The following is a 25,660-nucleotide window of genomic DNA, read 5'->3' as shown; positions in this document are numbered from 1 at the left end:
TGATACAGGTAGTTCATCGATGGATTATTCCAATCGAATGACCAGCCTGTGTGGGATATGCTTCCCCGGCGATGTAGTGCCATGACTTTTGGCAGGGATATGGAGGAACCCTTACCAAAACGAGCATACCAAAGGGAGCGATACGCCGCTGTGAGATTCAGGGGAGGAACGACACCGGGGAGAACTGGCGAACTGACACCGAAATGATACCGAAACACGACAATCTGATAGGGGGACAGTCTACCCTATCGCTGATACTTCGGGAGATTTTAAGCGGCTCTATGGCTGTAATTTTGCCGAAAATCGCCCCGAAACCATACACTAAAACGGGAGGAAGCGCAATATGCCGAGAATGAGCAAAAAGAGGAAGCATGAGCTTTCCTTTTACCTCAATGACCGGGGGCGTGTCACTTACAACGAATTATGCCGGAAATGCCAGCATGGGTGCAGGCAGAGCTTCCGGGCGGTTGTGATTGACTGCCCCCGTTATTTATCCAAACGAGCAAAGAAAAAGGAGGAACACACCGAATGAATTTTGAATTTATGACGATAGACACACCATTGCCGCCCTGTATGCCCTTTCCCATAGCGTTGACAGGATTTCCAGTCAGCAGCACCGCAAAGGTCATGTACTGCCGGATGCTGGACGCTATGCTATCCAAAGGGCAGGAGGACGAGCACGGAATCCTGTTTGTCTGCTTCCCTGTTACAGCCATTGCCGCAGTCTTGTCCCGCAGCTCTATGACGGTCAAGCGTTCTCTGAATGAACTGGAAACCGCCGGACTTATCATGCGGGTGCGTCAGGGCGTTGGAGAACCAAACCGAATTTATGTGCTGATACCGGGAAAGGAGGACGCTGCCCTTGCCTGATACCTCAAAGCTGGAAAAGCTCAACCGGGAGCTGGAGAAAAGCGAAAAGAAACTGCGGAAAGCCATCAATGATGAAAAGGCATTGCAGCACCAGTTAAAGCAGCTTACCCGAAAGGAACGGACGCACCGGCTCTGTACCCGTGGCGGTATGCTGGAAAGTTTTCTGCAAGAGCCGGAACGCCTGACAGATGATGATGTCATGCTGTTGTTGAAACTCATTTTTCACAGACAGGACACGCAGGAATTATTGAAAAAACTGCTGGAACGGAAGAAGCCAGAAACCCCTTAGTTTACTAAGGGCGCAATTATACACCACCCAGAGGTTGGTGCATTGCGTTCTCCGAAGGCTCCTCGCCGGAGGGCTGTGATTTTCCGCAGTCATGGTCTGCTCCAAATCATACAGGGGACGCTACACTTCCCCTGCGCTGGCTGCCGCCAGCTACCCTTTTGTGGACTTGCCATCTGGGGACATCTTGCATTGCAAGTTGTTCCCAGCCGACAAGTTTCATAAAATACGCTATCTTTTCGATAGGCAATGAAGTATAATAAAATTACCAATAAATCAAAAATTGGCGAAGGAGTTGATTGATGGACATGATTAGAATACTTCAATTTTTAGTATTGGCTTTTGGTTTAAAAGAATTGTTTAATGCAATGGAATATCACAAACAGAAGAAAAAGAAATGGGTAATTGCCTCTTTATGTATGGGCATTTTTGCCTGTGCTTGTGCAATTATTTCAATAACAGGTATTCTGTAAGTCGGAATTGATAAGGAAAAGGAGGATACACAGATGAAAACAGTAATTCTTTATAATATTATTTCTCTTATCATCATCTTTGTTTTGATTTTTGTCCTAAGAATTGTCAGTAAGAGTGATTTACGTAAAAATCAACAACTTATTATTAAAGTCATTACAACTATTTTAATTGTTTGTGTAATAGCATTTGTGCTTTTTATTGATGCAATAGCAGTTGGCATTATAGGACCTGTTCCAAATTAACAATCCCAGTTTACCATCCGCACATCGGGTCAATTTGCCCCGAACTTTTACAATTAAATACCCGCCGCCCACATAGCGGCACACCGAGCAGGAAATCTGAAAAAGGTCTCCTGCTTTTTTTCTGCCAAAATGAGGTGGTAAAACGCCACCCCATCCACCAATTACCGAAAGGAGGGACACGAAATGCCCTGCCCACACAACGAAATCACGATTGTTCAGCGCAGCCAGCGACAGTCTGCGGTTGCCGCCGCTGCTTACCAAAGCGGCGAAAAGCTGTTCTGTGAATACGACCAGCAAGTGAAGCACTACCCGGAAAAGCGTGGTATCGTCCACAATGAAATCCTGCTCCCGGCAAATGCCCCGCCGGAGTATGCAGACCGCAATACTTTGTGGAACGCCGCCGAAGCGGTGGAAAAACAATGGAACTCCCAGCTTGCAAGGCGGTGGGTGCTTACCATCCCCAGAGAGATACCGCCCGACCAGTATGCTGTCCTTGTCCGGGAGTTTTGTGAGCAGCAGTTTGTTTCCAAAGGCATGATTGCTGATTTTGCAATCCATGACCCCCATCCGCCGGGACACAATCCCCACGCCCATGTCCTGCTCACTATGAGGGCAATGGACGAACATGGGAAATGGCTTCCCAAGAGCCGCAAGGTTTATGACCTTGATGAAAGCGGAGAACGGATAAAACTTCCGTCCGGCAGGTGGAAAAGCCACAAGGAGGATACGGTTGATTGGAACGACCAGAAGTATTGTGAAATCTGGCGGCATGAATGGGAGGTCATCCAGAACCGCTATCTGGAAGCCAATGACCGCCCGGAGCGTGTGGACTTGCGTTCCTATGCCAGACAGGGGCTTGATATTATCCCCACTGTCCATGAGGGGGCTGCTGTCCAGCAGATGGAAAAGCGTGGTATCCAGACGAATATCGGCAACCTGAACCGGGAAATCAAAGCCGCCAACCGCCTGATGCAGTCCATTCGGCAGCTCATTCAAAACCTCAAAGGCTGGATTACCGAACTGGGAGAAAAACGGAAAGAGCTGCTTGCACAAAAAACGGCGGAGGAAGCGACACTTCTTCCCAATCTGCTGATGAAGTATATGGAGATACGAAAAGAAGAACGGAGGGACTGGACAAGGGCTGGACAGAACCGGGGGACTTCACAGGACTTAAAGGCAGTCAGCGAAGCATTGTCCTATCTCCGGCAAAAGGGACTTTCCACTGTGGAGGACTTAGAAGCGTTTCTGGAAGCGTCCGGGAAATCAGCCGCCGATTACCGCAATCAGATGAAGCCAAAGGAAGCCCGCAGCAAAGTGATTGACGGGATTCTTGCCAGCCGGACAGACTGCAAAGAATGTAAGGCTGTCTATGAGAAGTACCAGAAGATATTTTTTAAGAAAACAAAGGAGAAATTCAAACAGGAACACCCGGAGGTTGCCCGGTATGAGAAAGCCGCCGCCTACCTTGCCAAGCACCCGGACGATAAGGACAGTACCCAAAAGGAGCTGCAAGAGGAGCAGGAAACGCTTCTCAGCGAAATCGCAGAACTGAAAGTACCGCTGACCGAGGTACAGGAGGATTTGAAGAAGCTGCGGGACATCCGCTACTGGGTACGGAAAGCCACACCCGGCACAGAGGAAAGCAAAGAGCCGCCCAAGAAGCAGCCCATCAAGGAAGTCTTGCAGGATAAGGCAGACGAGAAAAAAGCACAAAGAACCGCCCCGGCACAGGCGAAACACAGACAACAGGATATGGAACTTTAACAGGCACTTGCCATTTTCAATCAGAGAATGTCAGGTGCTTTTCTTATTTTCAAGGAGGGATAGATTTGAATGTATTTGAAGCTGTGAAGCAGTCCGTCACAACAAGACAGGCTGCGGAGCATTATGGAATCCATGTAGGTCGGAACGGGATGGCTTGTTGCCCGTTCCATAACGATAAAACCCCAAGCATGAAGCTGGATCGGCGTTACCACTGCTTCGGCTGCGGTACGGATGGGGATGTGATTGATTTTGCCGCCGCTCTGTATGGGCTGGGAAAGAAAGAAGCCGCCGTACAACTGGCACAGGACTTTGGAATTTCCTATGAGGACTGGAAGCCGCCGGGAAAGGTAAAAAAGCCCAAGCCCCGGCAGAAATCCCCGGAGGAACAGTTTCAGGAAGCAAAGAACCGCTGCTCCCGTATCCTTGCCGATTATCTCCACCTGCTTCGGGCATGGAGAAAGGATTATGTCCCGCACTCCCCGGAGGAAGCCTTTCATCCCCGGTTTGTGGAAGCCTTACAGAAGCAAGCCCAAGTGGAATATCTGCTGGATGTGCTGCTGTTCGGGGAGACAGAGGAAAAAGCGGCTTTGATTACGGACTACGGAAAGGATGTGATACAGCTTGAACAACGAATGGCAGAGTTTGCAGCCGCAGACGCAGCAAGAACTAAAAAACACCATGAACGCCATGCAGCCGCCACAGAGCGTTGAGGAAATCAAGGCGGGGCTGGAAACTACCGAGAAAGGCGGTGTCCGTCAGAGCATACGGAACTGCCTGACCGTATTCCAGCGTGACCCTCTGCTTTCCGGGGCTATCGCATACAACATCCTGACCGACCGCAAGGACATCATAAAGCCCATCGGCTTCCACAGAGAAAGCACCGCCCTGAACGATACGGACATGAAGTATCTGCTTCTTTATCTGGAAGAAACCTATGGGCTTACCAATGAGAAAAAGATTGATAATGCCATCGGGATTGTGGCGAATGAAAACAAGTACCATCCCATCCGGGACTATCTCAATACCCTTGTGTGGGATGGGACAGAGCGAATCCGTTTCTGCCTGCGGCACTTTCTGGGGGCTGACGCAGACGATTACACCTATGAAGCGTTGAAGCTGTTCCTGCTGGGTGCAATCTCACGAGCCTTTCAGCCGGGATGCAAATTTGAAATCATGCTCTGTCTGGTAGGCGGTCAGGGGGCTGGCAAGTCCACCTTCTTCCGTCTGCTGGCAGTCCGGGACGAGTGGTTCTCCGATGATTTGCGGAAGCTGGACGATGACAATGTGTACCGCAAGCTGCAAGGTCACTGGATGATCGAAATGTCGGAAATGATGGCAACCGCAAACGCCAAGAGCATCGAAGAAATCAAGTCATTTTTAAGCCGGCAGAAGGAGGTCTACAAGATACCCTATGAAACCCACCCGGCAGACCGCCCCCGTCAGTGCGTGTTTGGCGGCACTTCCAATGCCCTTGACTTCCTGCCCCTTGACCGTTCCGGCAACCGCCGCTTTATCCCCGTCATGGTTTACCCGGAGCAAGCCGAGGTTCATATTTTGGAGGACGAAGCCGCTTCCAGAGCCTATATCGAGCAGATGTGGGCGGAAGCTATGGAGATTTACCGAAGCGGCAGGTTCAAGCTGGCTTTCAGCCCCGCCATGCAGCGGTATCTCAAAGAACACCAGCGGGATTTTATGCCGGAGGACACCAAAGCCGGAATGATACAGGCGTATCTTGATAAGTACACCGGGAGCATGGTCTGTTCCAAGCAGCTCTACAAGGAAGCCTTGAACCATGCCTTTGACGAACCGAAGCAATGGGAAATCCGGGAAATCAACGAGATTATGAACCAGTGCATTGACCGCTGGCGGTACTTCCCGAACCCAAGAATGTTTTCAGAATATGGCAGACAAAAGGGCTGGGAGCGTGAAAACCCGGCAACGGACTCCGGCAACCCGTCTGAAAAAACGATGGACGGTTTTGTGGAGGTCACAGAACAGATGGAGCTTCCATTCTGAAAATGGCAGCCCGTTGCACCCCCTGTTGCTATCCCGTTGCCGAGCCGGTTGCCGGGGAAAATCCCGAAACTATCGGCTTTTCTCCCCTATGACAACCAAAACAACAGAAAAATAAAAGAAAAGTATAAATAGTAACCATCGCCAGATTGAGATTGTTTGCAAGGTCTTTTGAAGCCCGTTGCCGGACTTCGTTGCCGACACCCTCTGTCTGGCTATTTTCATGTATGGAGGATAACTGCCTATGGCAAAAAACAAAACAGAGATTCATGTGACTACGGTGTTTGACGGGGAGCTTGACGCAACCGATGTGTTCGTCAGCCTGATTTCCCAGAAATACGGTAAGACAAATACGAAAGAATATCTTGCTAAAAGGAAAGATATGAGCTATAATGAAGATGAGGTTCAAAAGAGCCAGATACCGTCTGGATTGTGTGGGTAAATGGCTATGATGAACGAAATGGAATACAGAACAATCGGTTCAGCACTTGCCGGAGGGTATCGTGCAGCGGTCTATTGCAGGCTGTCAAAGGACGATGACCTGCAAGGCGAAAGTGCCAGTATCGCAAACCAGCGTGATATGCTGGAAAAATACTGCGAAAAGCAGGGATGGGAGGTTGTGGCAGTCTATCAGGACGATGGCTTCACAGGTCTTAATATGGAGCGTCCTGATTTACAGAGAATGTTGAGAGCCATTGAGCGCAGGCAAATCAACCTTGTCATCACGAAAGACCTCAGCCGACTGGGGCGTAACTATCTGCAAACCGGGCATTTGATTGAGGACTTTTTCCCAAGAAACGGTGTCCGCTATATCGCCATGAATGACGGTATCGACACCCTGCGTGATAACAACGATATTGCCCCGTTCAAGAATATCCTGAACGAGATGTACAGCAAGGATATTTCCAAGAAAGTCCATTCCTCTTATCTTCTGAAAGCGCAGAAAGGACAGTTTACCGGGTGTCTTGCCCCGTTCGGGTATCGGAAAGACCCGGAGGACAAAAACCATCTGCTCATTGACGAGGAAACCGCCCCGATTGTGCGGCTGATTTTCGGATATGCCCTAAACAGTCATGGTCCGAACTATATCCGCAGACGGCTGGAGGAAGAAAAAATCCCCTGCCCCACATGGTGGAACCGGGAACGGGGGCTTCGCAATACCCGCACCAAATGGGAAAAGAAAGACCCGGAAAACGGGCGATATATGTGGGACTTCTCCGTTATCAAAGACCTTTTGATGAATCCCGTCTACACCGGGGCGATTGCTTCCCAGAAAAAGGACTACCGTTTCAAAATCGGCACGATTGGGGAAAAGAAGCCGGAGGACTGGATTGTGGTGGAGGGACAGCATGAACCGCTGATTGACCGCATGAGCTTTGACATTGTGCAGAACAAGCTGAAATCCCGCCAGCGTCCGGGGCAGACCAATGAAATCAGCCTGTTTGCCGGACTGATAAAATGCGGTGAGTGTGGGAAGTCACTGACGATACGCTACACAAACGCAAAACATCCCCAGCAGATTTACTCCTGCAAAACCTACAATGCCTTTGGAAAGAACCACTGCACCCAGCACCGGATTGATTATGACACCCTTTACAGCCATGTGCTGCGGAAAATCCGGGAATGTGCCAGAGCCGCCCTGATGGACGGGGAAGCGGTTGCCGACCGCTTGACCAATACCTGTGAAGCCGAGCAGCGGGAACAGCGGGAAGCAATGGAACGCTCCCTCACAAGGGACGAGGAACGGATTGAGGTTCTGGACAAAATGGTAATGCGGCTTTATGAGGATATGATTGCAGGGCGTATCAGTGAACAGAATTTCAACACCATGCTGGAAAAGACACAGACCGAGCAAGCGGAGCTTAAAGCAAAAGTGTCCGAGGGCAGAAAGCGGCTGTCCGATGAAGTCCAGCTTGCCAATGACGCAAAACAATGGGTGGAAGCCATTCAGGAATACGCCAATATCACAGAGCTGGACGCAGCCACCCTCAACCGCTTAATCAAAGAAATCGTCGTGCATGAGCGCATTGACGAAGATAAAACAAGACACATTTCTATCGAAATTCATTTTAATCTCAAACCCATCCCAGAGGTGGAACAGGTCACTGCCTGACCTGTCCCGCCGGGACGGTTCTCTTAAAAACACCATATAGATTTTTTGTACGCCGCCGCCCGCCATCGAGCAGAGTTTTACACCTAATTGGGGATAAAACAGCTTATGGCGGGCGGCGGCGTTGCCCTTATCGGCATGACCCTTGTACCGCTGCTTTCCGGCTTGTTCGGTTAAGAAGCGCGGGTAAAGGCTTATGCAGAGCATACTTGACGCGATTAACGAATGGATAAAGGAAATCCTCATAGGAGCCATAAACGGTAATCTGTCAACTATGTTCGGGGACGTAAACGAGAAAGTCGGCACTATCGCCGCAGAGGTAGGGCAGACCCCGCAAGGGTGGAACGCAAATATATTCTCCATGATACAGACCCTTAGTGAGAATGTAATCGTACCCATTGCGGGGCTTGTCATTACCTACGTCCTATGCTATGAGCTTATCAGCATGGTAACGGAAAAGAACAATATGCACGACGTTGACACTTCCATGTTCTTCAAGTGGGTGTTCAAGGCGTTTGTGGCAGTCTACCTTGTGACGCACACCTTTGACATCACTATGGCGGTGTTCGATATGGCGCAGCACGTTGTTTCCGGCGCGGCGGGGGTAATCGGCGGCAGCACAGAGATTGATGTTGCCGCCGCCCTTGCTTCCATGCAGGACGGGCTTGACGCTATGGAAATCCCCGAACTGCTCTTACTTGTCATGGAAACAAGCCTTGTGAGCTTGTGCATGAAAATCATGTCCGTACTGATAACCGTTATCCTCTACGGGCGCATGATAGAGATTTACCTTTACTGTTCGGTATCGCCTATCCCGTTTGCAACAATGACGAACCGGGAATGGGGGCAGATAGGAAACAACTACCTCAAATCCCTGTTCGCTATCGGTTTTCAAGGCTTCCTCATTATGATATGCGTCGGCATTTACGCGGTTCTGGTAAACAACATGATAATAGCGGACAATCTGCACAGCGCGATATTCTCCCTTGCAGCCTATACCGTTATCCTCTGTTTCTCCCTGTTCAAATCCGGCGCACTGGCGAAGTCGATATTCTCCGCGCATTAGCGGCGTGTCAAGGGCAGGGTGGAGATTTTCAGAGCGAAGCGGCGAAAATACGACCCGACCTTGACGCGGATAACCCCCATATAATACGGGCGGGCAAAGGGCATAGATTGACCTTTGCCTTGATTACCCTTATGGGAAGTTACAGCAACACCAAACCCAGAGAAAGGAGGTTTTCACTTGGCGTATGTACCCGTACCCAAAGACTTATCCAAAGTCAAGACAAAAGTAGCGTTCAACCTTACCAAACGGCAGATTGTATGTTTTGCGGCGGCTCTCCTGTTCGGCTTGCCGCTTTTCTTTCTGCTCAAAGACAGCACAGGCACAAGCCTTGCGTCTATGGCTATGATTGCCGTCATGCTGCCCTGTTTCCTCTTTGCCATGTATGAGAAGCATGGACAGCCCCTTGAAGTGGTGGTGAAGAACATCATTCAGACGAAATTCATAGCCCCCAAAGAACGACCATACAGGACAGACAACTTTTATTCCGTCTTAGAACGGCAGAGAAAACTTGAAAAGGAGGTATCAGCGATTGCAAAAGGAAACACGAAGAAACAGCGCGGCGGGAAGCGCAAAGCCTAACCCGCCCCGCAAGCTCACCCGCGCCGAGAAAAAGCAGATTGCGGAAATCATCAGACAGGCAAAGGGCGACGGGAAAGCGCACACCGCGCAGCAGACAATCCCTTATATCCAGATGTACCCGGACGGTATCTGCAAGGTTACGGGACGGAAATACTCAAAGACCGTCGCCTTTGAAGATATTAACTATCAGCTTGCACAGGCAGACGACAAGACCGCCATTTTTGAGAACTGGTGCGACTTCCTCAACTACTTTGACGCTTCCGTTTCGGTGCAGCTCTCTTTCATCAATCAGGGGACGCAGCGCGGCGAAGCGGAAAAGGCGGTCAATATCCCGGCACAGGAGGACGCTTTCAATTCTATCCGCACAGAATACCGGGATATGCTGAAAAACCAGCTTGCAAAGGGCAACAACGGGCTTGTCAAAGCAAAATATATCACCTTTGCCATTGAAGCCGACAGTCTGGGCGCGGCGAAATCCCGCCTTGCCCGTATCGAAACGGACGTACTCAACAACTTTAAGCTCTTGGGCGTGTCTGCCCGCCCCATGACAGGCTATGAACGCCTTAAAATGCTGCATGGCATTTTCCACCCGGAGGGCGGGCAGTTTGCCTTTGATTTTTCATGGCTTGCCCCGTCCGGGCTTTCCACAAAGGACTTTATCGCCCCGTCCTCTTTCCGTTTTGGCGAGGGGCGGTATTTCCGCATGGGGCGCAAAATCGGCGCGGTTTCATTCCTTGAAATCCTTGCGCCGGAATTAAACGACCGTATCTTATCTGACATTCTGGACTTGGAAACGGGCGTTATCGTCAATCTGCATATCCACAGTATCGACCAGACCGAAGCCATAAAGACAATCAAGCGGAAAATCACCGACCTTGACAAAATGAAAATCGAAGAACAGAAAAAAGCGGTACGCAGCGGCTACGACATGGATATAATCCCGTCCGACCTTGCCACTTTCGGCAGCGAAGCGAAGAACCTCTTACAGGACTTGCAGAGCCGGAATGAAAGAATGTTCCTCTTGACGTTCCTTGTGGTGAACATGGCAGACACAAAAAGGAAACTGGAAAATGACGTATTCGCGGCGGCGGGCATTGCACAGAAGAACAACTGCGCCTTAACCCGCCTTGACTACCAACAGGAAGCGGGGCTTATGTCCTCTGTACCGCTTGGGGAGAACCTTATCCCCATTCAAAGAGGGCTTACCACGTCAAGCACCGCTATCTTTATCCCCTTTATCACGCAGGAGCTTTTTCAGACGGGCGCGGCTTTGTATTACGGCTTAAACGCCCTGTCTAACAACATGATACTCTGCGACCGCAAGCAGCTAAAGAACCCCAACGGCTTAATCTTGGGTACGCCGGGAAGCGGGAAATCCTTTGCCGCCAAACGGGAAATGACAAACGCTTTCCTCATTACCGACGACGACATAATTATCTGCGACCCGGAAGCAGAGTATTTTTCCCTTGTGCAGCGGCTTGACGGGCAAGTGATACGGTTATCGCCTACGGGCAAGGGCATTGACGGGAAGCCCCAGTATGTGAACCCTATGGATATTAACCTCAATTACAGCGAGGACGACAGCCCCCTTGCGCTGAAATCCGACTTTATCCTCTCCCTCTGCGAGCTTGTCATAGGCGGCAAGGAGGGCTTGCAGCCCGTCGATAAGACCGTCATTGACCGCGCTGTTAGGAACGTGTACCGCCCTTTCCTTGCAGACCCCGACCCGGAGAAAATGCCTATCTTGGGCGACCTCTACAACGAGCTTTTGAAGCAGCCGGAGCCGGAAGCGGCGCGTATCGCGGCGGCGTTGGAGCTTTATGTTTCCGGGAGCCTTAACGTCTTTAACCACAGGACGAATGTAGAGCTTTCAAACCGCCTTGTCTGCTTTGACATCAAGCAGCTTGGGAAGCAGCTCAAAAAATTAGGTATGCTCATTGTGCAGGACCAGGTATGGAACCGCGTCACCGTCAACCGGGCAGAAAGGAAATCCACCCGGTATTTTATGGACGAATTTCATCTTCTCTTGAAAGAGGAACAGACCGCCGCCTATTCCGTTGAAATCTGGAAGCGTTTCAGAAAATGGGGCGGCATACCCACAGCAATCACGCAGAACGTCAAAGATTTGCTTGCTTCCCGCGAAGTGGAGAATATCTTTGAAAACTCTGATTTTGTCCTCATGCTCAATCAGGCGGCGGGCGACCGGGCTATCCTTGCAAAGCAGCTCAACATCTCCCCGCAGCAGATGAAGTATGTCACCCACACCGAAGCGGGCGAGGGGCTTATCTTCTACGGGAACGTGGTGCTGCCCTTTGTAGACCGCTTCCCGAAAGACACCGAGCTTTACCGGGTAATGACGACGAAGCCGGAGGAAGTGGGCGAAGCATGAACGGGCTGAAAACTGACACAATCATCAACCGGGACGCGCTCTATGCCTTGCGGGAGCTTCCAGAGGAAAGCGTACACTGTTGCGTCACAAGCCCGCCCTACTATGCGCTTAGGGATTACGGGCTTGATATGCAGATTGGGCGGGAGGACACGCCGGAGCAGTACATTGACAGGCTGACCGAGGTTTTCCGCGAGCTGCGCCGGGTACTGCGTTCTGACGGTACGCTCTGGCTGAATATCGCGGACACCTACTGCGGCACAGGAAATAAAGGCTACCATGCAGACCCGAAGAACCCGAAAGGCAGAAACGGACAGCAGATTGCAAGAAACAACCGCGTTTCCGGCTGCAAACAAAAGGACTTAATCGGTATCCCTTGGCTTTTAGCCTTTGCCCTACGCGCTGACGGGTGGTATTTACGGAGCGACATTATCTGGCAGAAAGAAAACCCCATGCCGGAGAGCGTGAAAGACCGCCCTACCCGCTGCTATGAACATATCTTTCTGCTTACGAAGTCAAAGAAGTATTTTTATGACGCAGCCGCCATAGCCGAGCCGTTAGCCCCCACAACGGCGGCGCGGTACCGCACCGGGCGCAGCGCGGGACAGAAATATGCGGACGAAGTACCCGGACAGGGGAACGTACAGGGGCTTAACCGGGCGCGAAGCGGCAGCTACTACGACGAAGCCCTCATGCCGACCATGCGGAACAGGCGGGACGTGTGGCTTATCAATACCGTTCCCTACAAGGGCGGGCATTTCGCCGCGTTCCCGCCAAAACTTGCCGAAACCTGTATCAAGGCGGGCTGTCCGAAAGGCGGCGTTGTGCTTGACCCCTTTTTCGGCAGCGGCACGACGGGGGCAGCCGCAAAGCAGCTTGACAGGCATTATATAGGCATTGAGATAAACGCCGAGTATTGCGCCCTTGCAAGGGCGCGGATTGGAGGGACAGACACATAAAACAATATAAGGCGCGTGAAAAAGTCACGCAGAAAATGACCCGCGAGGGGGCTGTCGAGGTAAACGCCGCTACCGGGAAAAAGAAACGTATCAGCAAGCGGATAAGGGACGCGGACTTTGCAAAGACCGAAGCCCCACCGCAGCCGGAACAGGCAGCGCAGCCCCTACCGGGCGGCGCAACTTCCCCGCCCTTAACCGACACGCCGCCGCTTCCCCATGCGCCGGGGGCAGAACGGGAACAGGACACCGCAGCAGCCGAGCGCGTCTTGGAACGTATCGACGGGGCGCGTACCAGAAAGGCGAGCAAAAAGGCGGCGAGGAAAGCACAGGCAGAAGCCACAGCAAAAGAAAAATCTTCCCGCTTGCAGTTTACCGACGAGGAACGGGCAACGCCGGAGCTTGAAAGGTATATCCGAAAATCGGACAAAGCAGCCGACCGTCTGGACGCGGCAAAGGCGGCTATCCCCAAAGAAAAGAAACTTGTACGGGAGCGCACCTTTGATGAAGCCACCGGGAAAGGCAAGACCCGCCTACATTTTGAGGAACAGGAAAAGCCCATAGGAAAGAATAAGCCCCACAATAACCCGCTATCCCGCCCCGCACAGGAAGCGGGTATTTTCGTCCACAACAAGATACATTCCGTTGAAAAGGACAATTCCGGCGTTGAGGGGGCGCACAAATCCGAAGAACTGGCAGAGCGCGGCGCAAAGTACGGGGCGCGGAAAGTCAAGGAGGGCTACCACAGCCACAAGCTCAAACCCTACCGGGCGGCGGCAAAGGCAGAGAAAGCGGCGTTCAAGGCGAATGTGGATTTTCAGTACCATAAAGCCCTGCATGACAATCCGCAGATTGCGGGCAATCCCCTTTCCCGCTTCATGCAGAAGCAGCAAATCAAGCGGCAGTATGCAAAGTCGGCAAGGAAAGGCGGCGCAAAAACGGCGCAGAAAGCCGCAGAGAACACCCGCAAGGCGGCAAAAAAGACCGCCGAGGAAACAAAAAAGGCAATCGCTTTTGTAGGGCGGCACCCGGCGGGCGTATGTATCGCCGTTGCCGCGCTACTCTTATTCATCATGGTATCGGCGGGGCTTTCCTCTTGCGGTTCCATGTTCTCCGGCTTGATGAACGGCATACTTGGGACTTCCTACACGTCGGAGGACAGCGACCTTGTGGCGACGGAGAACAATTACGCCGCAAAGGAAAACGAGCTTCAGCAGCAGATTGACAATATCGAAAGCACCCACCCCGGCTATGACGAATACCGCTATGACCTTGACAGTATCGGGCATAACCCCCATGAGTTAGCGTCCTACCTCACCGCCCTTTTACAGACCTACACCCCGCAGAGCGCACAGGCAGAGCTAAATCGCGTCTTTGCCATGCAGTACACTTTGACGCTGACAGAAGAAACGGAAATCCGCTACCGCACAGAAACAAGCACAGACCCGGAAACAGGGGAAACGACCACCGAGGAAGTACCCTACGAGTACCATATCCTCAACGTGAAGCTGACGAACAAGCCCATTTCCGAGATTGCGGAGGAACTTCTAACGCCACAGCAGCTTGAAATGTACCGCGTCTATCTGGAAACAAGCGGAAACAAACCGCTGATTTTCGGCGGCGGCTCCCCCGATATGGGCGCGTCCGAGGATTTAAGCGGCGTACAGCTTGTAAACGGCACACGCCCCGGCAACACCGCCGTTGTAGACCTTGCGAAGCGGCAAGTCGGCAACGTGGGCGGGCGACCCTTTTGGAGCTGGTACGGATTTAACAGCCGCGTGGAATGGTGCGCCTGTTTCGTTTCATGGTGCTACAATCAAGCCGGAAAGAGCGAGCCGCGCTTTGCCGGGTGCCAGTCACAGGGCGTACCCTGGTTCCAGTCACGCGGGCAATGGGGCGCGAGGGGCTATGAGAATATCGCCCCCGGCGACGCTATCTTTTTCGACTGGGACGGGGACGGGAGCGCAGACCATGTGGGGCTTGTTATCGGAACGGACGGGGAGCGCGTCTATACCGTCGAGGGCAATTCCGGCGACGCCTGCAAGATAAAGAGCTACCCCGTCAATTACTCCTGTATCAAAGGCTATGGGCTGATGAACTGGAATTAACATATTTTTGAGCAAAGAAAGGAGAAATTTATTGATGGCTATGAACAAAATTGAACGTATCGACAAAGAGATTGCAAAGACCCGCGAGAAAATCACCGAGTACCAGAACAGATTAAGGGGGCTTGAAGCGCAGAAAACCGAAGCGGAAAACCTGCAAATCGTACAGCTTGTGCGCTCCATGCGCCTTTCCCCGCATGAGCTTTCCGCTATGCTTTCCGGCGGCGGTATTCCGGGCATGGAAGCCGCGCCGGGCTACCCCGCAGAACCCGCAGACCACGACACCGAAGAAATGGAGGACACCGAGAATGAATAAGAAAATCCTTAGAACCTTGACCGCACTCTGCGCCGCCCTCATGCTGACGGGCGGCTTTTCCGTCACCGCCTTTGCACAGACCCCGGAGGGACAGGACGCGACCGACGACAGCGGCGTTGTCTATGAGGAACCCGAAAAGGAAGAACCCCTTACCCCGGACGGGAACGCGACCCTTGTAGACGATTTCGGCGGCAACAAGCAGCTTATCACAGTGACGACCAAAAACGGCAATTACTTTTATATCCTTATCGACCGGGACGACGAGGGCGAGGACACCGTACATTTCCTTAATCAAGTGGACGAAGCCGACCTTATGGCACTCATGGAGGACGGAAGCACCGAAGCAGCCCCGCCCGCCGTTTGCAGTTGCACCGATAAATGCGAAGCCGGAAAGGTAAATGTGAGCTGCCCTGTCTGCAAGGACAACATGACCGCTTGCAGCGGCAAGGAAGCGGAGCCGGAAACCGAGAAACCAACAGAGCAGCCCAAAGAGAAAGGCAATACAGGCGGGCTTGTGCTTTTCCTTGTCGTGGCACTTCTTGGCGGCGGGGGCGCGTTCTATTATTTTAAGTTTATGAAGCCAAAGCAGAACGTCAAGGGCGACACCGACCTTGAAGATTTCGATTTTGACGATTACGACGAGGACGAGGGGGACGGGCTTTCTGATGAAGAACAGGAGGACGAGGAAGCATGACGCTTTTTACCGAAAACCCTTTAGAAAAAATGATGGTACAAAGACCCACCGGGCGGCGTGACAGTGCGCCGCCCGTTCCAAAATCCCCGGCGTGTATGCGTTGCCCTTATAAGGCGCAATCCCCCTGTATCGGCTATTGTCTGAAACAGGCACAGGAGAAGAAGCACACCGCGCCGGAACGCTGAAAGGAGGATTTTTTCATGGCATTTAGACTTGTGATTGCAGAAAAGCCGAGCGTGGCGCAGACTATCGCCGCCGCGCTTGGCATTAAGGGGAAACAGGACGGGTATATCGAGGGCGGCGGCTACCTCATTTCATGGTGCGTCGGGCATTTGGTACAGCTTGCGGAAGCTGCCGCCTACGGGGAGCAATATAAAAAATGGAGTTTTGACAGCTTACCCATTCTGCCGGAGGAATGGCAGTACGCCGTTGACCCGGACAAGGGGAAGCAATTCAAAACCATTAAAGAGCTTATGCACCGCGCCGACGTTTCCGAAGTGGTAAATGCGTGTGACGCGGGGCGCGAGGGTGAATTGATTTTCCGCTTTGTCTACGAAGTGGCGGGCTGCAAGAAGCCCATGCGCCGCTTGTGGATTTCTTCAATGGAGGACGGGGCGATTAAGGCGGGCTTTGCTTCCCTCAAAGACGGGCGGGACTATGGCGCGCTCTTTGCGTCCGCCCTCTGCCGCGCAAAGGCTGACTGGCTTATCGGCATTAACGCCACCCGGCTTTTCTCCTGCCTGTATGGAAAGACCTTGAACGTGGGGCGCGTCCAGACCCCGACCTTAAAAATGCTCACCGACCGGGACGCGGCTATCTCCCATTTCCAGAAAGAAAAATATTATCATGTTCGCCTTGATTTATCCGGCGCGGACGCGGCAAGCGAAAGGATTTCGGACAAGGCAGAAGCCGACGCGCTGAAAGGGGCTTGCGAAGCGGGAAAGGCGGTATGCGTTTCCCTTACCAGAGAGAAGAAAACCGCAGCCCCGCCAAAGCTCTTTGACCTTACCTCTTTGCAGCGGGAAACGAACCGCATTTTCGGTTACACCGCAAAGCAGACCCTTGACCTTGCACAATCCCTTTATGAAAAGCGGCTCCTTACTTATCCGAGGACGGACAGCAGCTTTCTTACTGACGACATGGGCGGCACCGCAGCGGACATTATCGCGCTGCTCTGCGAAAAGCTCCCCTTTATGGCGGGCGCGGACTTCACGCCGGAGATTGCAAAGGTATTAGACAGCAAGAAAGTATCAGACCACCACGCAATCATTCCCACTATGGAGCTTGCAAAGGCTGACCCGGACGCGCTGCCGGAAAGCGAGAAGAATATCCTTACCCTTGCGGGGGCGCGTCTGCTTTTTGCCACCGCCGAGCCGCATATTTATGAAGCGGTTACGGCGGTTTTCTCATGCGCCGGGACAGACTTCACCGCAAGGGGAAAGACCGTACTTGCGGAGGGTTGGAAAGAGCTTGAACGCAGATACCGGGCGACGCTGAAAGATAAGCCCGAAGCAGAGGACGGGGAAAATGAGGGCGTGACGCTGCCGGAGCTTTCCGAGGGACAGAACTTTCCTAACCCCGCCGCAAAAGTAACGGAGCATACCACAACGCCGCCGAAGCCCCACAGCGAAGCGTCGCTTCTCTCTGCTATGGAGCGAGCCGGGAACGGGGACACCGACCCGGACGCGGAACGCCGGGGGCTTGGCACTCCCGCCACCCGCGCCGCCGTCATTGAAAAACTGGTAAAGGGCGGCTTTGCAGAGCGCAAGGGGAAGCAGCTTATCCCCACGCAGAACGGAGCCGCCCTTATATCAGTCTTGCCGGATATGCTCACTTCCCCGCAGCTTACCGCAGAATGGGAAAACAATCTGACGCAGATAGCAAAGGGAGCCGCAGACCCCGGCGAATTTCTGTCCGGCATTGAAGCTATGGCGCGGGAGCTTGTGCAGACACACGCCGCAGCACTGGACGGGAAAAAGGATTTGTTCCGGGAGGAAAAGCCCTCTGTCGGCAAATGCCCCCGTTGCGGTTCCCCCGTCCATGAGGGGAAGAAAAACTATTATTGCAGCAACAAAGAATGTGCCTTTGTCATGTGGAAGAATGACCGCTTTTTCGAGGAACGCAAGACCGCTTTTTCCGCGAAGATTGCCGCCGCGCTCCTTAAATCCGGCAAAGTGAATGTGAAGAAGCTCTATTCCCCGAAAACAGGCAAGACCTATGACGGAACTATCGTTCTGGCTGACACTGGCGGGAAATACGTCAACTACCGTATCGAAGTACAGAAGAACTAAAAACTTGAATAGCAAGCATAGGAAGCGGGTACCCACTTCCGTAAATCCCTGTCCTGCCGCTGACGCGCCGGACGGGGATTTTGCTTGTTGGGAAGTTTCCCAAACCCTCTAAAAAAATGAAAAAATTGTTGGCATAACGCACAGCCCACCGTAGTACGGGGCGAACCCCAAAAGCGCGGCGGTGCGCCGCCATTTCAGAAAGGAGCGAATGAATGGAAAAGAAAAAAGGTTACTCCATGTTTGAGCGTGACAAGTTAGACCCGGCTGACAGTATGCGGATAGAGCGAAATATTTATTTTGAGGAACAGACCGCTGACCTTTCCGGGCTTACCGCCCTGCCCTTAGAACAGTTACAGGCATTGCGGGAAGAATACGCGGCGGCTGAACAGGCAGCTTTTGAAGCCTTGCAAGAACAGGCGGCGGCATGGGACGAACAGGCGGGAAAGACCCTTGCCATTGACAAAGCCATTGAGTATGTGAGGACACCCGAAGCTACGCATACCGCGAACCAGTGGGAAGCTACGGACTACGGGAAGCACATCAGCAACCGCGTCTACCAAATGCGCTACCACATATCCGAGAATACCCGGTATGACAGGGAAAAAGAGAAATCCATTCCCTATTCGTGGACGCTTTCATGGAGTATTTACACCAACAGCCCCCACAATTACGGACAGGCAAAAATCGCCGGACAGGAAAGGAAAGTCTTTGCAGACAAGGCAGCTATGGAAAAATATCTGAATGGGCGTATCAAAGCCTATCAGCATTTATTCACCGAGGTATCGCCGCCTATCCCGCCAGAGTATGCAGAGCATTTCAAAGTAAACGGGCAGCTTTTACCGGGCTATGCTATCGAGGGCGAGGAACGGGCGCAGCCTACCGCTGAAAAAGCAGCCCCCACCACAGCAGAGCCGCCACAGGACACCGAACAGAGAAAGGAGCGTGAAACCATAAACGAGCAGTTTTCAATTCTTATCGACAGCCGCAGCCGCTTTGAAACAGGCAAACCGGGCGGCGTGTGGCTTCCCATGCCGACCACAACAGAGCAGCTTCATGCGGCTATGGAAAGCGTCGGCATTACCGCAGACAATCCGCAGGATTTTTTCATCAACGGGTATTCTTCTACGGAGGACTGCCCCTTTGACTTGCCGCTTTCCGTTATCCAAAGCGCAAGCATGGACGAGCTGAATTATTTTGGAAAACTTCTGGAAATGCAGAGTGACGGGGACAAGGATAAATTTGCGGCGGCGGTTACACATGGCGAGTATGCCGGAAGCATGAAAGACCTTATCAACCTTGCACAAAACCTTGACTGTTACTGGCTCTATCCCACTGTCCGCAGCGAAGAAGATTACGGTTATTATCTTATCGACGAACTGGACGAGCTGGAGCTTCCCGAAGAAGCAAAGAAATATTTCAAGTATGAAGAATACGGGCGGGACGCAGTTAGCAAGGATAAGGGGCAGTTTACCGAACAGGGCTATATCTATAACAATCAGAACACCTTTACCGAATGGTATCGGGGAACGGAAAACGAGATACCCAAAGAATACCGCGTTATGAGCTTCCCACAGCCGGAACGCGGCGGACAGGACAAGACCTTTATGGACGCAGCCGCCACAGAGCAGACCGCCCGAACCGCCGCAGAGCAGCCACAGGAGCCGCACCCGGTTATCCCTATCGTGCTGACAGCCGGGAAGCCCGCCGAGAAATTAAAAGAGATTACCGACCGTCTGGAACAGGGCATTACGGAACTCTTTGACAGCGAGCGTTACAAGGAATATCTGAAAGTCATGTCAAAATTCCATAATTACAGCTTCCGAAACACCGTCCTTATCGCCATGCAGAAGCCGGACGCTTCCCTTTTGGCGGGCTTTTCCGCTTGGAAGAACAACTTTGAGCGAAATGTGATGAGAGGGCAAAAGGGAATTAAAATCATTGCCCCGTCGCCCTATAAAATCAAACAGGAAATGCAGAAAATCGACCCGCACACGCAGAAGCCCATAATCGGCAAGGACGGAAAGCCCGTCACCGAGGAAAAGGAAATCACCATACCCGCCTACAAGGTGGTATCCGTCTTTGACGTTTCCCAGACCGAGGGAAAGGAACTGCCGGACATTGCCGTTGACGAACTGACAGGCGACGTTGACCGCTATAAGGACTTTTTCGCAGCCCTTGAAAAGACTTCCCCCGTTCCTATCGCCTTTGAGAATATCGAGGGCGGCTCTCATGGCTACTACCACTTGGAGGACAAGCGCATTGCTATCAACGAGGGCATGAGCGAATTACAGACCTTAAAGACCGCCATTCACGAAATCGCCCATGCGAAGCTGCACGACATTGACCTCAACGCGCCAAAGGACGAGCAACCCCGCGTTGACCGCCGCACCCGCGAAGTCGAAGCGGAAAGCGTCGCCTATACCGTCTGCCAACATTACGGGCTTGACACGTCGGACTATTCTTTCGGCTATGTCGCCGGGTGGAGCAGCGGGCGGGAGCTGTCCGAGCTGAAAAGCTCCCTTGAAACGATACGCAGCGCAGCCGCCGAGATTATCAATTCCATAGACGCGAATTTTGCGGAGCTGCAAAAGGCACAGGACAAGGAGCAGACCGCCGGACAGGAGCAGCCCACCAGAGAGGGACAAGAAGCCGCGCCACAGCCGGAAGCCCCGAAAAAAGCAGATACAGCCGGGAAAGAAAAGCCGGAAGCAGCCCCGAAAGAAGCCTTTACCCCGGAAACGATTTACAGAGTGCGCCGGAACCCTTACAGCGACAGCCGGGAAAACAGCCACCTCTTGCAAGCCTATGTGACACAGGAGAACGGGCGGGCGAAAATGGGCGACGTGCTTTATACGGGAACGCCGGAGAAATGCCGCGAGCTTATGGGGCAGCTCAAAAGCGGCGAGCTGACCGAGGGCGACGTAAAGCAGCTTTACGCAAAGGCACAGGAAACGGCGCAGACCACCGGACAGGACAAGGACACCTTTTCCATTTACCAGATAAAGGGCGGGGACGAAACAAGGGACTTCCGCTTTGAGCCTTACGACCGCCTGCAGGCGGCGGGAAATGTGGTTGATAAAGCGAACTATGAGCTTGTCTATTCCGCGCCCCTTGCGCCGGAAACTTCCCTTGAAGATATTTATACCCGCTTCAATATCGACCACCCAAAAGATTTTAAGGGACACAGCCTTTCCGTTTCGGACGTGGTAGTGCTTCATCAGAACGGACAGGACACCGCGCATTACGTTGACAGCGTAGGCTTCCGGCAAGTGCCGGAGTTTTTACAGGAGCAGAAGCAGCTTACCCCGGACGAGCTGACAACGGGCGAAACAATCCAGACACCGAGGGGGACTTTCCATGTGACCGCCATGAGCCGGGAGCAGATAGAAGCCGCCGGATATGGCTTTCACCACCAGTCGGACGACGGAAAGTATCTGATTATGGGGAACGGGACGCGGGCGTTTGCTGTTGCCGCAGAGCAGCCGGAAAAGGCAAACCCCTTGAAGCATATCGAGGACACCGTAGAGCAGAACGACAACAACTTTGACGGTATCATCAACAACACCCCTACCGTTGACGAACTGGAAGCAAAGGTTAAGGCGGGAGAAACAATTTCCCTTGTTGACCTGGCTAACGCGGTCAAAGCCGACAAAGAGCGCGGCAAGGAAGCGAAGCCGGAAAAGAAGCCCTCTATCCGGGCGCAGCTTAGGGCTGACAAGGAAAAGGCGCAGAAGAAAAACGCAAAGCAGAAATTACAGGATTTGGAAAGGAGCTGACCCATGCCGAAACAGAGTAAATTTGAGAACGTGGATTTGTTCGCTTCCCTCAATGCGGTTATGAAGCAGAACACAGGCTTTTACCAGAGCGACTTGGAGATTGACAAGGAGATTATCGCAAAGGCGGCGGCAAGCCCCCGCAAGGAGGACAAGACCCTTTTGTGGTTCTGCCGCCCGTCCGGGACGCATTGCTTCCGGGAGCGCGACGTTTTCCTCAAAGACACCGCGCCCCACAACACATGGCGTTTCTACATGGAGCAGACGAGCGACCGCGTCCTTGCCTATGCAATCGAGCTAACGGGGACGGAGCGCGGGAAAATCAAGGGCAATCTGTACGAACTGGACTACGCTAAACATTATGAGCGCGTCAAGGAAAAGGAGCTGCCCGCCGATACGGTGAAGCTGATTTATGAGCATGGGGAACGGGAGATACCCGCCGGACAGTTTTTCAACGGCAATCCCGATTATGAGCTTGGAAAGTTTGAACGCTTTGAAGCCGTACCCAACGACCCGGACGCGCTGCAATCGCTCTTACAGGAAGAACGGCGCAGCCGGGAGCAGCTTCCGCCGGGGGATTTCAAGGCGCATATCGCCGCATTGCGGGACGGGCTGATTGAAACGGAAGCGCGGCGCATTGTACGGGAAATGAAGCGGCACGACACGCCGAACAGCCCCAACAAGACCCATTTCATGGTAGAGCTTTCCCCGGCGTTCATGCAGCTTGCAGCCACAAAGGACACTGACCGCCTTTTCTCCATGCTGCCCTACAAGACCCTTGCCTTTTCCAAAATCGAGGGCAGACATGGGACGTATGCGCTGATTGACAAGGGGGAGAACCGGGACAGGAAGATAAGGAAGCCCCGCCCCTCTATCCGGGCGCAGCTTAAAGCAGACAAGGCAAAGACCGCCCCGAAAAAGGCGGCGGCAAAAACAAAAAATCACGATATGGAGGTATGAGCATGATTAGACTGACTGTTGAAGAAACAAACCTTTTGAGCATTTACAACGAGGGCGGCAAGCGGGCTTTGATTGAGAATGTCAACGCCGCGCTGCCCTACATGGACGCGGATATGCGGGAGCTTGCAAAGCGCACCCTTTCCAAAGTGGACGCTTTGACCGAAGCGGAATTTGCAGAGCTTCCCATTTACGCCGCTGATGAAGTATGAACGGGGTTAAGCGGCTGACGCCGCCCCAGAGCCGGAAAGTCAACGCCCTTGTGCGCCGGACGTGCTGCAATTATGATAACGGGAACTGTATCTTACTGGACGACGGGGACGAGTGCGTTTGTCCGCAGCTCATTTCCTATTCGCTTCTCTGCAAGTGGTTCCGGGCTGCGGTGCTTCCCGCCGACAGGCTACTCTATGCGGAGCTTTACCAGACAGGGGACAAGAAGAAGTGTACCGAGTGCGGCGCGTTCTTTGCGTCAACCTCTAACAGTGTCAAATACTGCCCCGTCTGCCGGAAGCGTATCACCCGCAGACAAGCTGCCGAGCGCATGAGGAAAAGACGCACCCCTGTTACGCAGTAGGTGCGGAAAATCCCTTGATTTACAGGGCTTTCCGGGCGTGAAAATCGGATAGGCGATACTTTATACCTTTACCCCCGAAAATGGCGTTCTACTGCGTAACATTCACGAAAACAGCACCCATAAAAAGACAGGGCGCGGAAGTCATATACTGGCTTCCGCGCCCTGTTCTTTTTTTGCCTATCTGACATTTCCCTTTTCCATTTCTTCAAGCGGGAACTGCGGGAGGGCTTCTATCAGCTTCTTTGTGATAGACTGGCGCATATCTTCGTTGATTTCCTGTTTCGTGCTTCCGTCTGGCTGTCTGACCGCTACCGTCGATAGCCTGTCGATTTCGTCCTTGTAGCAATCCACGACTTTCTCCACCGCCCATTTCTCCCCGGCAACGGCGGCGCGTATGGTTTCATATTCCGGCATTTTCTGGTTTTCCATGCTCAACGCTCCTCTGCTTTTTGATAGCCCTATCATAGCACAGCGGCGGGGATTTTGCTATCCTTATCCGCGTTCTGTTTCCTTTTCCCGTTCCGGCTGTCTGTCTGCCTGTAAAATGCTGTCAATGTTCTGCTTGATAATATCATATTCCCGGACTTTCTTTTTCAATTTTCCATAGTCGGCGTAAAGGGCTTCTTTCTGCGCTTGGAGGGCTTCATACTCCGATTGCAGCGCGGCGAGGTTCGGGAGCTTCGCAATGCCCGCCGCTTTCAGTGACCTTACGGCGGCTTCATGGAGGATAATTGCCTGTTCCTGTCCGGCGCGGTACTTCTCCCTGTTCCTTGCCTTGCGGTATGCGTCATAGACAGGCTTTGTCTTTTGATAGGTGGAAACATTCTTGATAAGCACCGCCATTTCCGCAAGCCGCTTTTCGGCGTTCTTCAATGCGTCTGCCGCCTGTCCGCTTTCCGCTGCCATTTCCTCAATCCGGCTGACTAAATCCGCGTACTGCTCAATCTTATGTTCCGTCAAGAAATTCATTGTTTTAGCTGCCTGTTTCAGATTGTGGATTTTCGCCCACTGTTCATAGCCCTTACTCTGCGCTGCCTTGATACTGTTCTCAATGTCGATAAGCAGCGACACGCCGCGCTGCTCTCTGGGAGCTTTCGCCACCTTTGTCCGTCTGCCCGCTATCCGTTCCCTTACGGCTTCCTCTGTATAGTCTGCGCCGAGGGTTTTAAGGCGGGTGAAGCGTTCCTGTCCGGGGGCGCGGCATGATACATATTTCCCCGGCTTTATCTCATAGCCCGCCGCCTGTAACCGCGTTAGCAATTCCTCAAAACTGGAAACTTGGGGGATAAGCGCGTCAACAGTGGTTTTCAGCTTGCCTTTCCAACTTGTACCCGTCTTTTCTGCCTGGTACTCCGCATAGCTCTTTCCCTTGCTGCCCTTGCCGGGGACGACAACGGACAAGCCATTTTCCCGGCACAGCTTGTCGCTCATGTTCCGTATGCCGTAATAGCTCCTTTTGTTGGAATTGTATTTATGGTGGTCTACAAAGTTCACCGCGCAAAAAATGATATGGTTATGGACGTGTCCTTTGTCAATGTGCGTCGTGAGTACATACTCATGCTGCCCCTTTGTTACCGCGTCGGCAAGCTGCTTTCCGATTTCATGGGCTTTCTGATAATCGACTTCCCCCGGCTCAAAGGACTGTATCAGATGAAAGGCTAAATTGTTCCCCTTTTGGAGTGCTTGCGACAGGGTATATTCAAACTCAATATCTGCCGTTTCATAGGAGCAACCGAAAGAGGACACAAGCATTTTCCCGTCCGTCTTGTCCGGGTTTTCGATATAGTCAAGGGCTTTGCTTAGAGTGCTTTTAATAGGCTTAATCTTTGTAACCGCCATATCTCCGCAAGCACCCCCTTTATTTCCTCTATGTCCTCTTGGTATGCGTTCCCCGTCGCGTTTACGCGGCGTGCTATCTGGTTGACGTTGACACCGATTTTCTGTATCTCTGCGGTCATAGCCTTTATATCGGCGTGGTCTATCTGAATGATATACCCGTCAATGGCAATCTTCCGCAGATACGCCGCCATGTTCCGGGTGGGTACGAGCTTCATTTTTTCCAGTATTAAATCCCGTTCCGCTTCCGTCACTCTGAATTTGATTTGCACTGTCCTTTTGCGTCCGTCCATGTGTTCGCTCCTTTCCTTTCCGTTCCGAGGGTTTGGGACACTTCCCAACAAGCAATTTTCAACCGACGCGCCGCA

26 protein-coding genes and 1 pseudogene are annotated in these 25,660 nt (G+C 52.5%); 24 read left to right on the top strand and 3 right to left on the bottom strand.

Features of this window, described 5'->3' with window-relative positions; genetic code table 11:
• Positions 1–343: 343 nt before the first annotated feature.
• The 24 genes and pseudogenes from ACGHCT_RS01975 to ACGHCT_RS01860 all read left to right on the top strand — a co-directional run bounded on the left by ACGHCT_RS01975 (position 344) and on the right by ACGHCT_RS01860 (position 23,456).
• Complete coding sequence (locus tag ACGHCT_RS01975; RefSeq protein WP_005930722.1) at positions 344–532, top strand: hypothetical protein; 189 nt, start codon at positions 344–346, stop codon at positions 530–532.
• Positions 529–870, top strand: a complete 342-nt coding sequence (locus ACGHCT_RS01970) for a DeoR family transcriptional regulator (RefSeq protein ID WP_118596863.1) — start codon at positions 529–531, stop codon at positions 868–870. Before ACGHCT_RS01975 ends, ACGHCT_RS01970 begins: the two co-directional genes overlap by 4 nt.
• The gene (locus ACGHCT_RS01965; RefSeq protein WP_097786106.1) at positions 863–1,159 is read left to right on the top strand and encodes a DUF3847 domain-containing protein; all 297 of its coding nucleotides are present in this window, start codon (positions 863–865) and stop codon (positions 1,157–1,159) included. The genes ACGHCT_RS01970 and ACGHCT_RS01965 overlap by 8 nt, the downstream gene beginning before the upstream one ends.
• A gap of 299 nt (positions 1,160–1,458) precedes the next feature.
• Positions 1,459–1,629 carry a hypothetical protein gene (locus ACGHCT_RS01960; RefSeq protein WP_162599048.1) on the top strand — a complete coding sequence of 57 codons (171 nt, stop codon included), beginning with the start codon at positions 1,459–1,461 and terminating at the stop codon, positions 1,627–1,629.
• 33 nt (positions 1,630–1,662) lie between these two features.
• Positions 1,663–1,872 (top strand): hypothetical protein, encoded by a 210-nt coding sequence (locus ACGHCT_RS01955; RefSeq protein ID WP_015573978.1) that lies wholly within the window; start codon positions 1,663–1,665, stop codon positions 1,870–1,872.
• A gap of 183 nt (positions 1,873–2,055) precedes the next feature.
• On the top strand, positions 2,056–3,636 hold the full coding sequence (gene mobQ, locus ACGHCT_RS01950) for a MobQ family relaxase (protein WP_390437878.1): 1,581 nt from the start codon (positions 2,056–2,058) through the stop codon (positions 3,634–3,636).
• 65 nt (positions 3,637–3,701) lie between these two features.
• Entirely contained in the window at positions 3,702–4,346 is a 645-nt protein-coding gene (locus tag ACGHCT_RS01945; protein ID WP_085532317.1) for a CHC2 zinc finger domain-containing protein, read from the top strand.
• Entirely contained in the window at positions 4,315–5,652 is a 1,338-nt protein-coding gene (locus tag ACGHCT_RS01940; protein WP_119243030.1) for a virulence-associated E family protein, read from the top strand. The genes ACGHCT_RS01945 and ACGHCT_RS01940 overlap by 32 nt, the downstream gene beginning before the upstream one ends.
• A 241-nt stretch (positions 5,653–5,893) precedes the next feature.
• A complete protein-coding gene (locus ACGHCT_RS01935) occupies positions 5,894–6,091 on the top strand; it encodes a hypothetical protein (protein WP_003020324.1) in 198 nt (65 codons plus the stop codon).
• Positions 6,092–7,762 (top strand): recombinase family protein, encoded by a 1,671-nt coding sequence (locus ACGHCT_RS01930; RefSeq protein WP_390437875.1) that lies wholly within the window; start codon positions 6,092–6,094, stop codon positions 7,760–7,762.
• A 90-nt stretch (positions 7,763–7,852) separates the two neighbouring features.
• A pseudogene (locus ACGHCT_RS01925) lies at positions 7,853–7,936 on the top strand (Maff2 family mobile element protein); the annotation flags it as partial.
• 19 nt (positions 7,937–7,955) lie between these two features.
• Positions 7,956–8,825 carry a VirB6/TrbL-like conjugal transfer protein, CD1112 family gene (locus tag ACGHCT_RS01920; protein ID WP_002595174.1) on the top strand — a complete coding sequence of 290 codons (870 nt, stop codon included), beginning with the start codon at positions 7,956–7,958 and terminating at the stop codon, positions 8,823–8,825.
• A gap of 177 nt (positions 8,826–9,002) precedes the next feature.
• Positions 9,003–9,404 (top strand): PrgI family protein, encoded by a 402-nt coding sequence (locus ACGHCT_RS01915; RefSeq protein WP_002569171.1) that lies wholly within the window; start codon positions 9,003–9,005, stop codon positions 9,402–9,404.
• On the top strand, positions 9,355–11,793 hold the full coding sequence (locus ACGHCT_RS01910; protein WP_002569172.1) for a VirB4-like conjugal transfer ATPase, CD1110 family: 2,439 nt from the start codon (positions 9,355–9,357) through the stop codon (positions 11,791–11,793). The genes ACGHCT_RS01915 and ACGHCT_RS01910 overlap by 50 nt, the downstream gene beginning before the upstream one ends.
• Positions 11,790–12,749: a site-specific DNA-methyltransferase gene (locus ACGHCT_RS01905; protein ID WP_002569173.1), complete on the top strand. Its 960-nt coding sequence runs from the start codon at positions 11,790–11,792 to the stop codon at positions 12,747–12,749. Before ACGHCT_RS01910 ends, ACGHCT_RS01905 begins: the two co-directional genes overlap by 4 nt.
• Before the next feature lie 35 nt (positions 12,750–12,784).
• Entirely contained in the window at positions 12,785–14,854 is a 2,070-nt protein-coding gene (locus tag ACGHCT_RS01900) for a CHAP domain-containing protein (RefSeq protein WP_002569174.1), read from the top strand.
• 34 nt (positions 14,855–14,888) lie between these two features.
• Positions 14,889–15,167, top strand: a complete 279-nt coding sequence (locus tag ACGHCT_RS01895; RefSeq protein WP_002569175.1) for a DUF4315 family protein — start codon at positions 14,889–14,891, stop codon at positions 15,165–15,167.
• The gene (locus ACGHCT_RS01890) at positions 15,160–15,861 is read left to right on the top strand and encodes a DUF4366 domain-containing protein (RefSeq protein WP_002569176.1); all 702 of its coding nucleotides are present in this window, start codon (positions 15,160–15,162) and stop codon (positions 15,859–15,861) included. Before ACGHCT_RS01895 ends, ACGHCT_RS01890 begins: the two co-directional genes overlap by 8 nt.
• Positions 15,858–16,046 (top strand): hypothetical protein, encoded by a 189-nt coding sequence (locus ACGHCT_RS01885; protein WP_002569177.1) that lies wholly within the window; start codon positions 15,858–15,860, stop codon positions 16,044–16,046. Before ACGHCT_RS01890 ends, ACGHCT_RS01885 begins: the two co-directional genes overlap by 4 nt.
• A 15-nt stretch (positions 16,047–16,061) precedes the next feature.
• Positions 16,062–18,152 carry a DNA topoisomerase 3 gene (locus ACGHCT_RS01880; protein ID WP_002569178.1) on the top strand — a complete coding sequence of 697 codons (2,091 nt, stop codon included), beginning with the start codon at positions 16,062–16,064 and terminating at the stop codon, positions 18,150–18,152.
• A gap of 212 nt (positions 18,153–18,364) precedes the next feature.
• Positions 18,365–21,928, top strand: coding sequence for a YodL domain-containing protein (locus ACGHCT_RS01875; RefSeq protein WP_002569179.1), 3,564 nt, complete (start codon positions 18,365–18,367; stop codon positions 21,926–21,928).
• 3 nt (positions 21,929–21,931) lie between these two features.
• The gene (locus ACGHCT_RS01870) at positions 21,932–22,885 is read left to right on the top strand and encodes a hypothetical protein (RefSeq protein WP_002569180.1); all 954 of its coding nucleotides are present in this window, start codon (positions 21,932–21,934) and stop codon (positions 22,883–22,885) included.
• Between the two features lie 2 nt (positions 22,886–22,887).
• A complete protein-coding gene (locus tag ACGHCT_RS01865; RefSeq protein WP_002569181.1) occupies positions 22,888–23,094 on the top strand; it encodes a transposon-transfer assisting family protein in 207 nt (68 codons plus the stop codon).
• Positions 23,091–23,456: a cysteine-rich VLP domain-containing protein gene (locus tag ACGHCT_RS01860; protein ID WP_002569182.1), complete on the top strand. Its 366-nt coding sequence runs from the start codon at positions 23,091–23,093 to the stop codon at positions 23,454–23,456. The genes ACGHCT_RS01865 and ACGHCT_RS01860 overlap by 4 nt, the downstream gene beginning before the upstream one ends.
• Before the next feature lie 177 nt (positions 23,457–23,633).
• On the opposite strand, the gene ACGHCT_RS01855 is transcribed toward ACGHCT_RS01860, so the two are convergent.
• The 3 genes from ACGHCT_RS01855 to ACGHCT_RS01845 form a co-directional block, all read right to left on the bottom strand.
• Complete coding sequence (locus ACGHCT_RS01855) at positions 23,634–23,885, bottom strand: helix-turn-helix domain-containing protein (RefSeq protein ID WP_002569183.1); 252 nt, start codon at positions 23,883–23,885, stop codon at positions 23,634–23,636.
• A 63-nt stretch (positions 23,886–23,948) separates the two neighbouring features.
• Positions 23,949–25,295, bottom strand: coding sequence for a relaxase/mobilization nuclease domain-containing protein (locus tag ACGHCT_RS01850; RefSeq protein WP_002569184.1), 1,347 nt, complete (start codon positions 25,293–25,295; stop codon positions 23,949–23,951).
• Positions 25,256–25,585: a plasmid mobilization protein gene (locus ACGHCT_RS01845; RefSeq protein ID WP_002569185.1), complete on the bottom strand. Its 330-nt coding sequence runs from the start codon at positions 25,583–25,585 to the stop codon at positions 25,256–25,258. The genes ACGHCT_RS01850 and ACGHCT_RS01845 overlap by 40 nt, the downstream gene beginning before the upstream one ends.
• Between the last annotated feature and the right edge of the window lie 75 nt (positions 25,586–25,660).

It is taken from the genome of Lactonifactor longoviformis (genome assembly GCF_042848515.1).
Taxonomy (GTDB): Bacteria; Bacillota; Clostridia; order Lachnospirales; family Lachnospiraceae; genus Lactonifactor; species Lactonifactor longoviformis.
The sequence above is the reverse complement of the archived record's forward strand: the minus strand, read 5'-3'. Positions and strand labels throughout refer to the sequence as shown.

Excerpts from the sequence above, each read along its gene's own strand:
- ACGHCT_RS01940 (WP_119243030.1), top strand. The coding sequence starts at position 4,315 with ATGAACGCCATGCAGCCGCCACAGAGCGTTGAGGAAATCAAGGCGGGG.
- ACGHCT_RS01880 (WP_002569178.1), top strand. The coding sequence starts at position 16,062 with ATGGCATTTAGACTTGTGATTGCAGAAAAGCCGAGCGTGGCGCAGACT.
- mobQ (WP_390437878.1), top strand. The coding sequence starts at position 2,056 with ATGCCCTGCCCACACAACGAAATCACGATTGTTCAGCGCAGCCAGCGA.
- ACGHCT_RS01860 (WP_002569182.1), top strand. The coding sequence starts at position 23,091 with ATGAACGGGGTTAAGCGGCTGACGCCGCCCCAGAGCCGGAAAGTCAAC.
- ACGHCT_RS01890 (WP_002569176.1), top strand. The coding sequence starts at position 15,160 with ATGAATAAGAAAATCCTTAGAACCTTGACCGCACTCTGCGCCGCCCTC.
- ACGHCT_RS01885 (WP_002569177.1), top strand. The coding sequence starts at position 15,858 with ATGACGCTTTTTACCGAAAACCCTTTAGAAAAAATGATGGTACAAAGA.
- ACGHCT_RS01920 (WP_002595174.1), top strand. The coding sequence starts at position 7,956 with ATGCAGAGCATACTTGACGCGATTAACGAATGGATAAAGGAAATCCTC.
- ACGHCT_RS01895 (WP_002569175.1), top strand. The coding sequence starts at position 14,889 with ATGGCTATGAACAAAATTGAACGTATCGACAAAGAGATTGCAAAGACC.
- ACGHCT_RS01865 (WP_002569181.1), top strand. The coding sequence starts at position 22,888 with ATGATTAGACTGACTGTTGAAGAAACAAACCTTTTGAGCATTTACAAC.
- ACGHCT_RS01900 (WP_002569174.1), top strand. The coding sequence starts at position 12,785 with ATGACCCGCGAGGGGGCTGTCGAGGTAAACGCCGCTACCGGGAAAAAG.
- ACGHCT_RS01955 (WP_015573978.1), top strand. The coding sequence starts at position 1,663 with ATGAAAACAGTAATTCTTTATAATATTATTTCTCTTATCATCATCTTT.
- ACGHCT_RS01930 (WP_390437875.1), top strand. The coding sequence starts at position 6,092 with ATGGCTATGATGAACGAAATGGAATACAGAACAATCGGTTCAGCACTT.
- ACGHCT_RS01875 (WP_002569179.1), top strand. The coding sequence starts at position 18,365 with ATGGAAAAGAAAAAAGGTTACTCCATGTTTGAGCGTGACAAGTTAGAC.
- ACGHCT_RS01960 (WP_162599048.1), top strand. The coding sequence starts at position 1,459 with ATGGACATGATTAGAATACTTCAATTTTTAGTATTGGCTTTTGGTTTA.
- ACGHCT_RS01850 (WP_002569184.1), bottom strand. The coding sequence starts at position 25,295 with ATGGCGGTTACAAAGATTAAGCCTATTAAAAGCACTCTAAGCAAAGCC.
- ACGHCT_RS01870 (WP_002569180.1), top strand. The coding sequence starts at position 21,932 with ATGCCGAAACAGAGTAAATTTGAGAACGTGGATTTGTTCGCTTCCCTC.
- ACGHCT_RS01975 (WP_005930722.1), top strand. The coding sequence starts at position 344 with ATGCCGAGAATGAGCAAAAAGAGGAAGCATGAGCTTTCCTTTTACCTC.
- ACGHCT_RS01905 (WP_002569173.1), top strand. The coding sequence starts at position 11,790 with ATGAACGGGCTGAAAACTGACACAATCATCAACCGGGACGCGCTCTAT.
- ACGHCT_RS01855 (WP_002569183.1), bottom strand. The coding sequence starts at position 23,885 with ATGGAAAACCAGAAAATGCCGGAATATGAAACCATACGCGCCGCCGTT.
- ACGHCT_RS01970 (WP_118596863.1), top strand. The coding sequence starts at position 529 with ATGAATTTTGAATTTATGACGATAGACACACCATTGCCGCCCTGTATG.
- ACGHCT_RS01845 (WP_002569185.1), bottom strand. The coding sequence starts at position 25,585 with ATGGACGGACGCAAAAGGACAGTGCAAATCAAATTCAGAGTGACGGAA.
- ACGHCT_RS01935 (WP_003020324.1), top strand. The coding sequence starts at position 5,894 with ATGGCAAAAAACAAAACAGAGATTCATGTGACTACGGTGTTTGACGGG.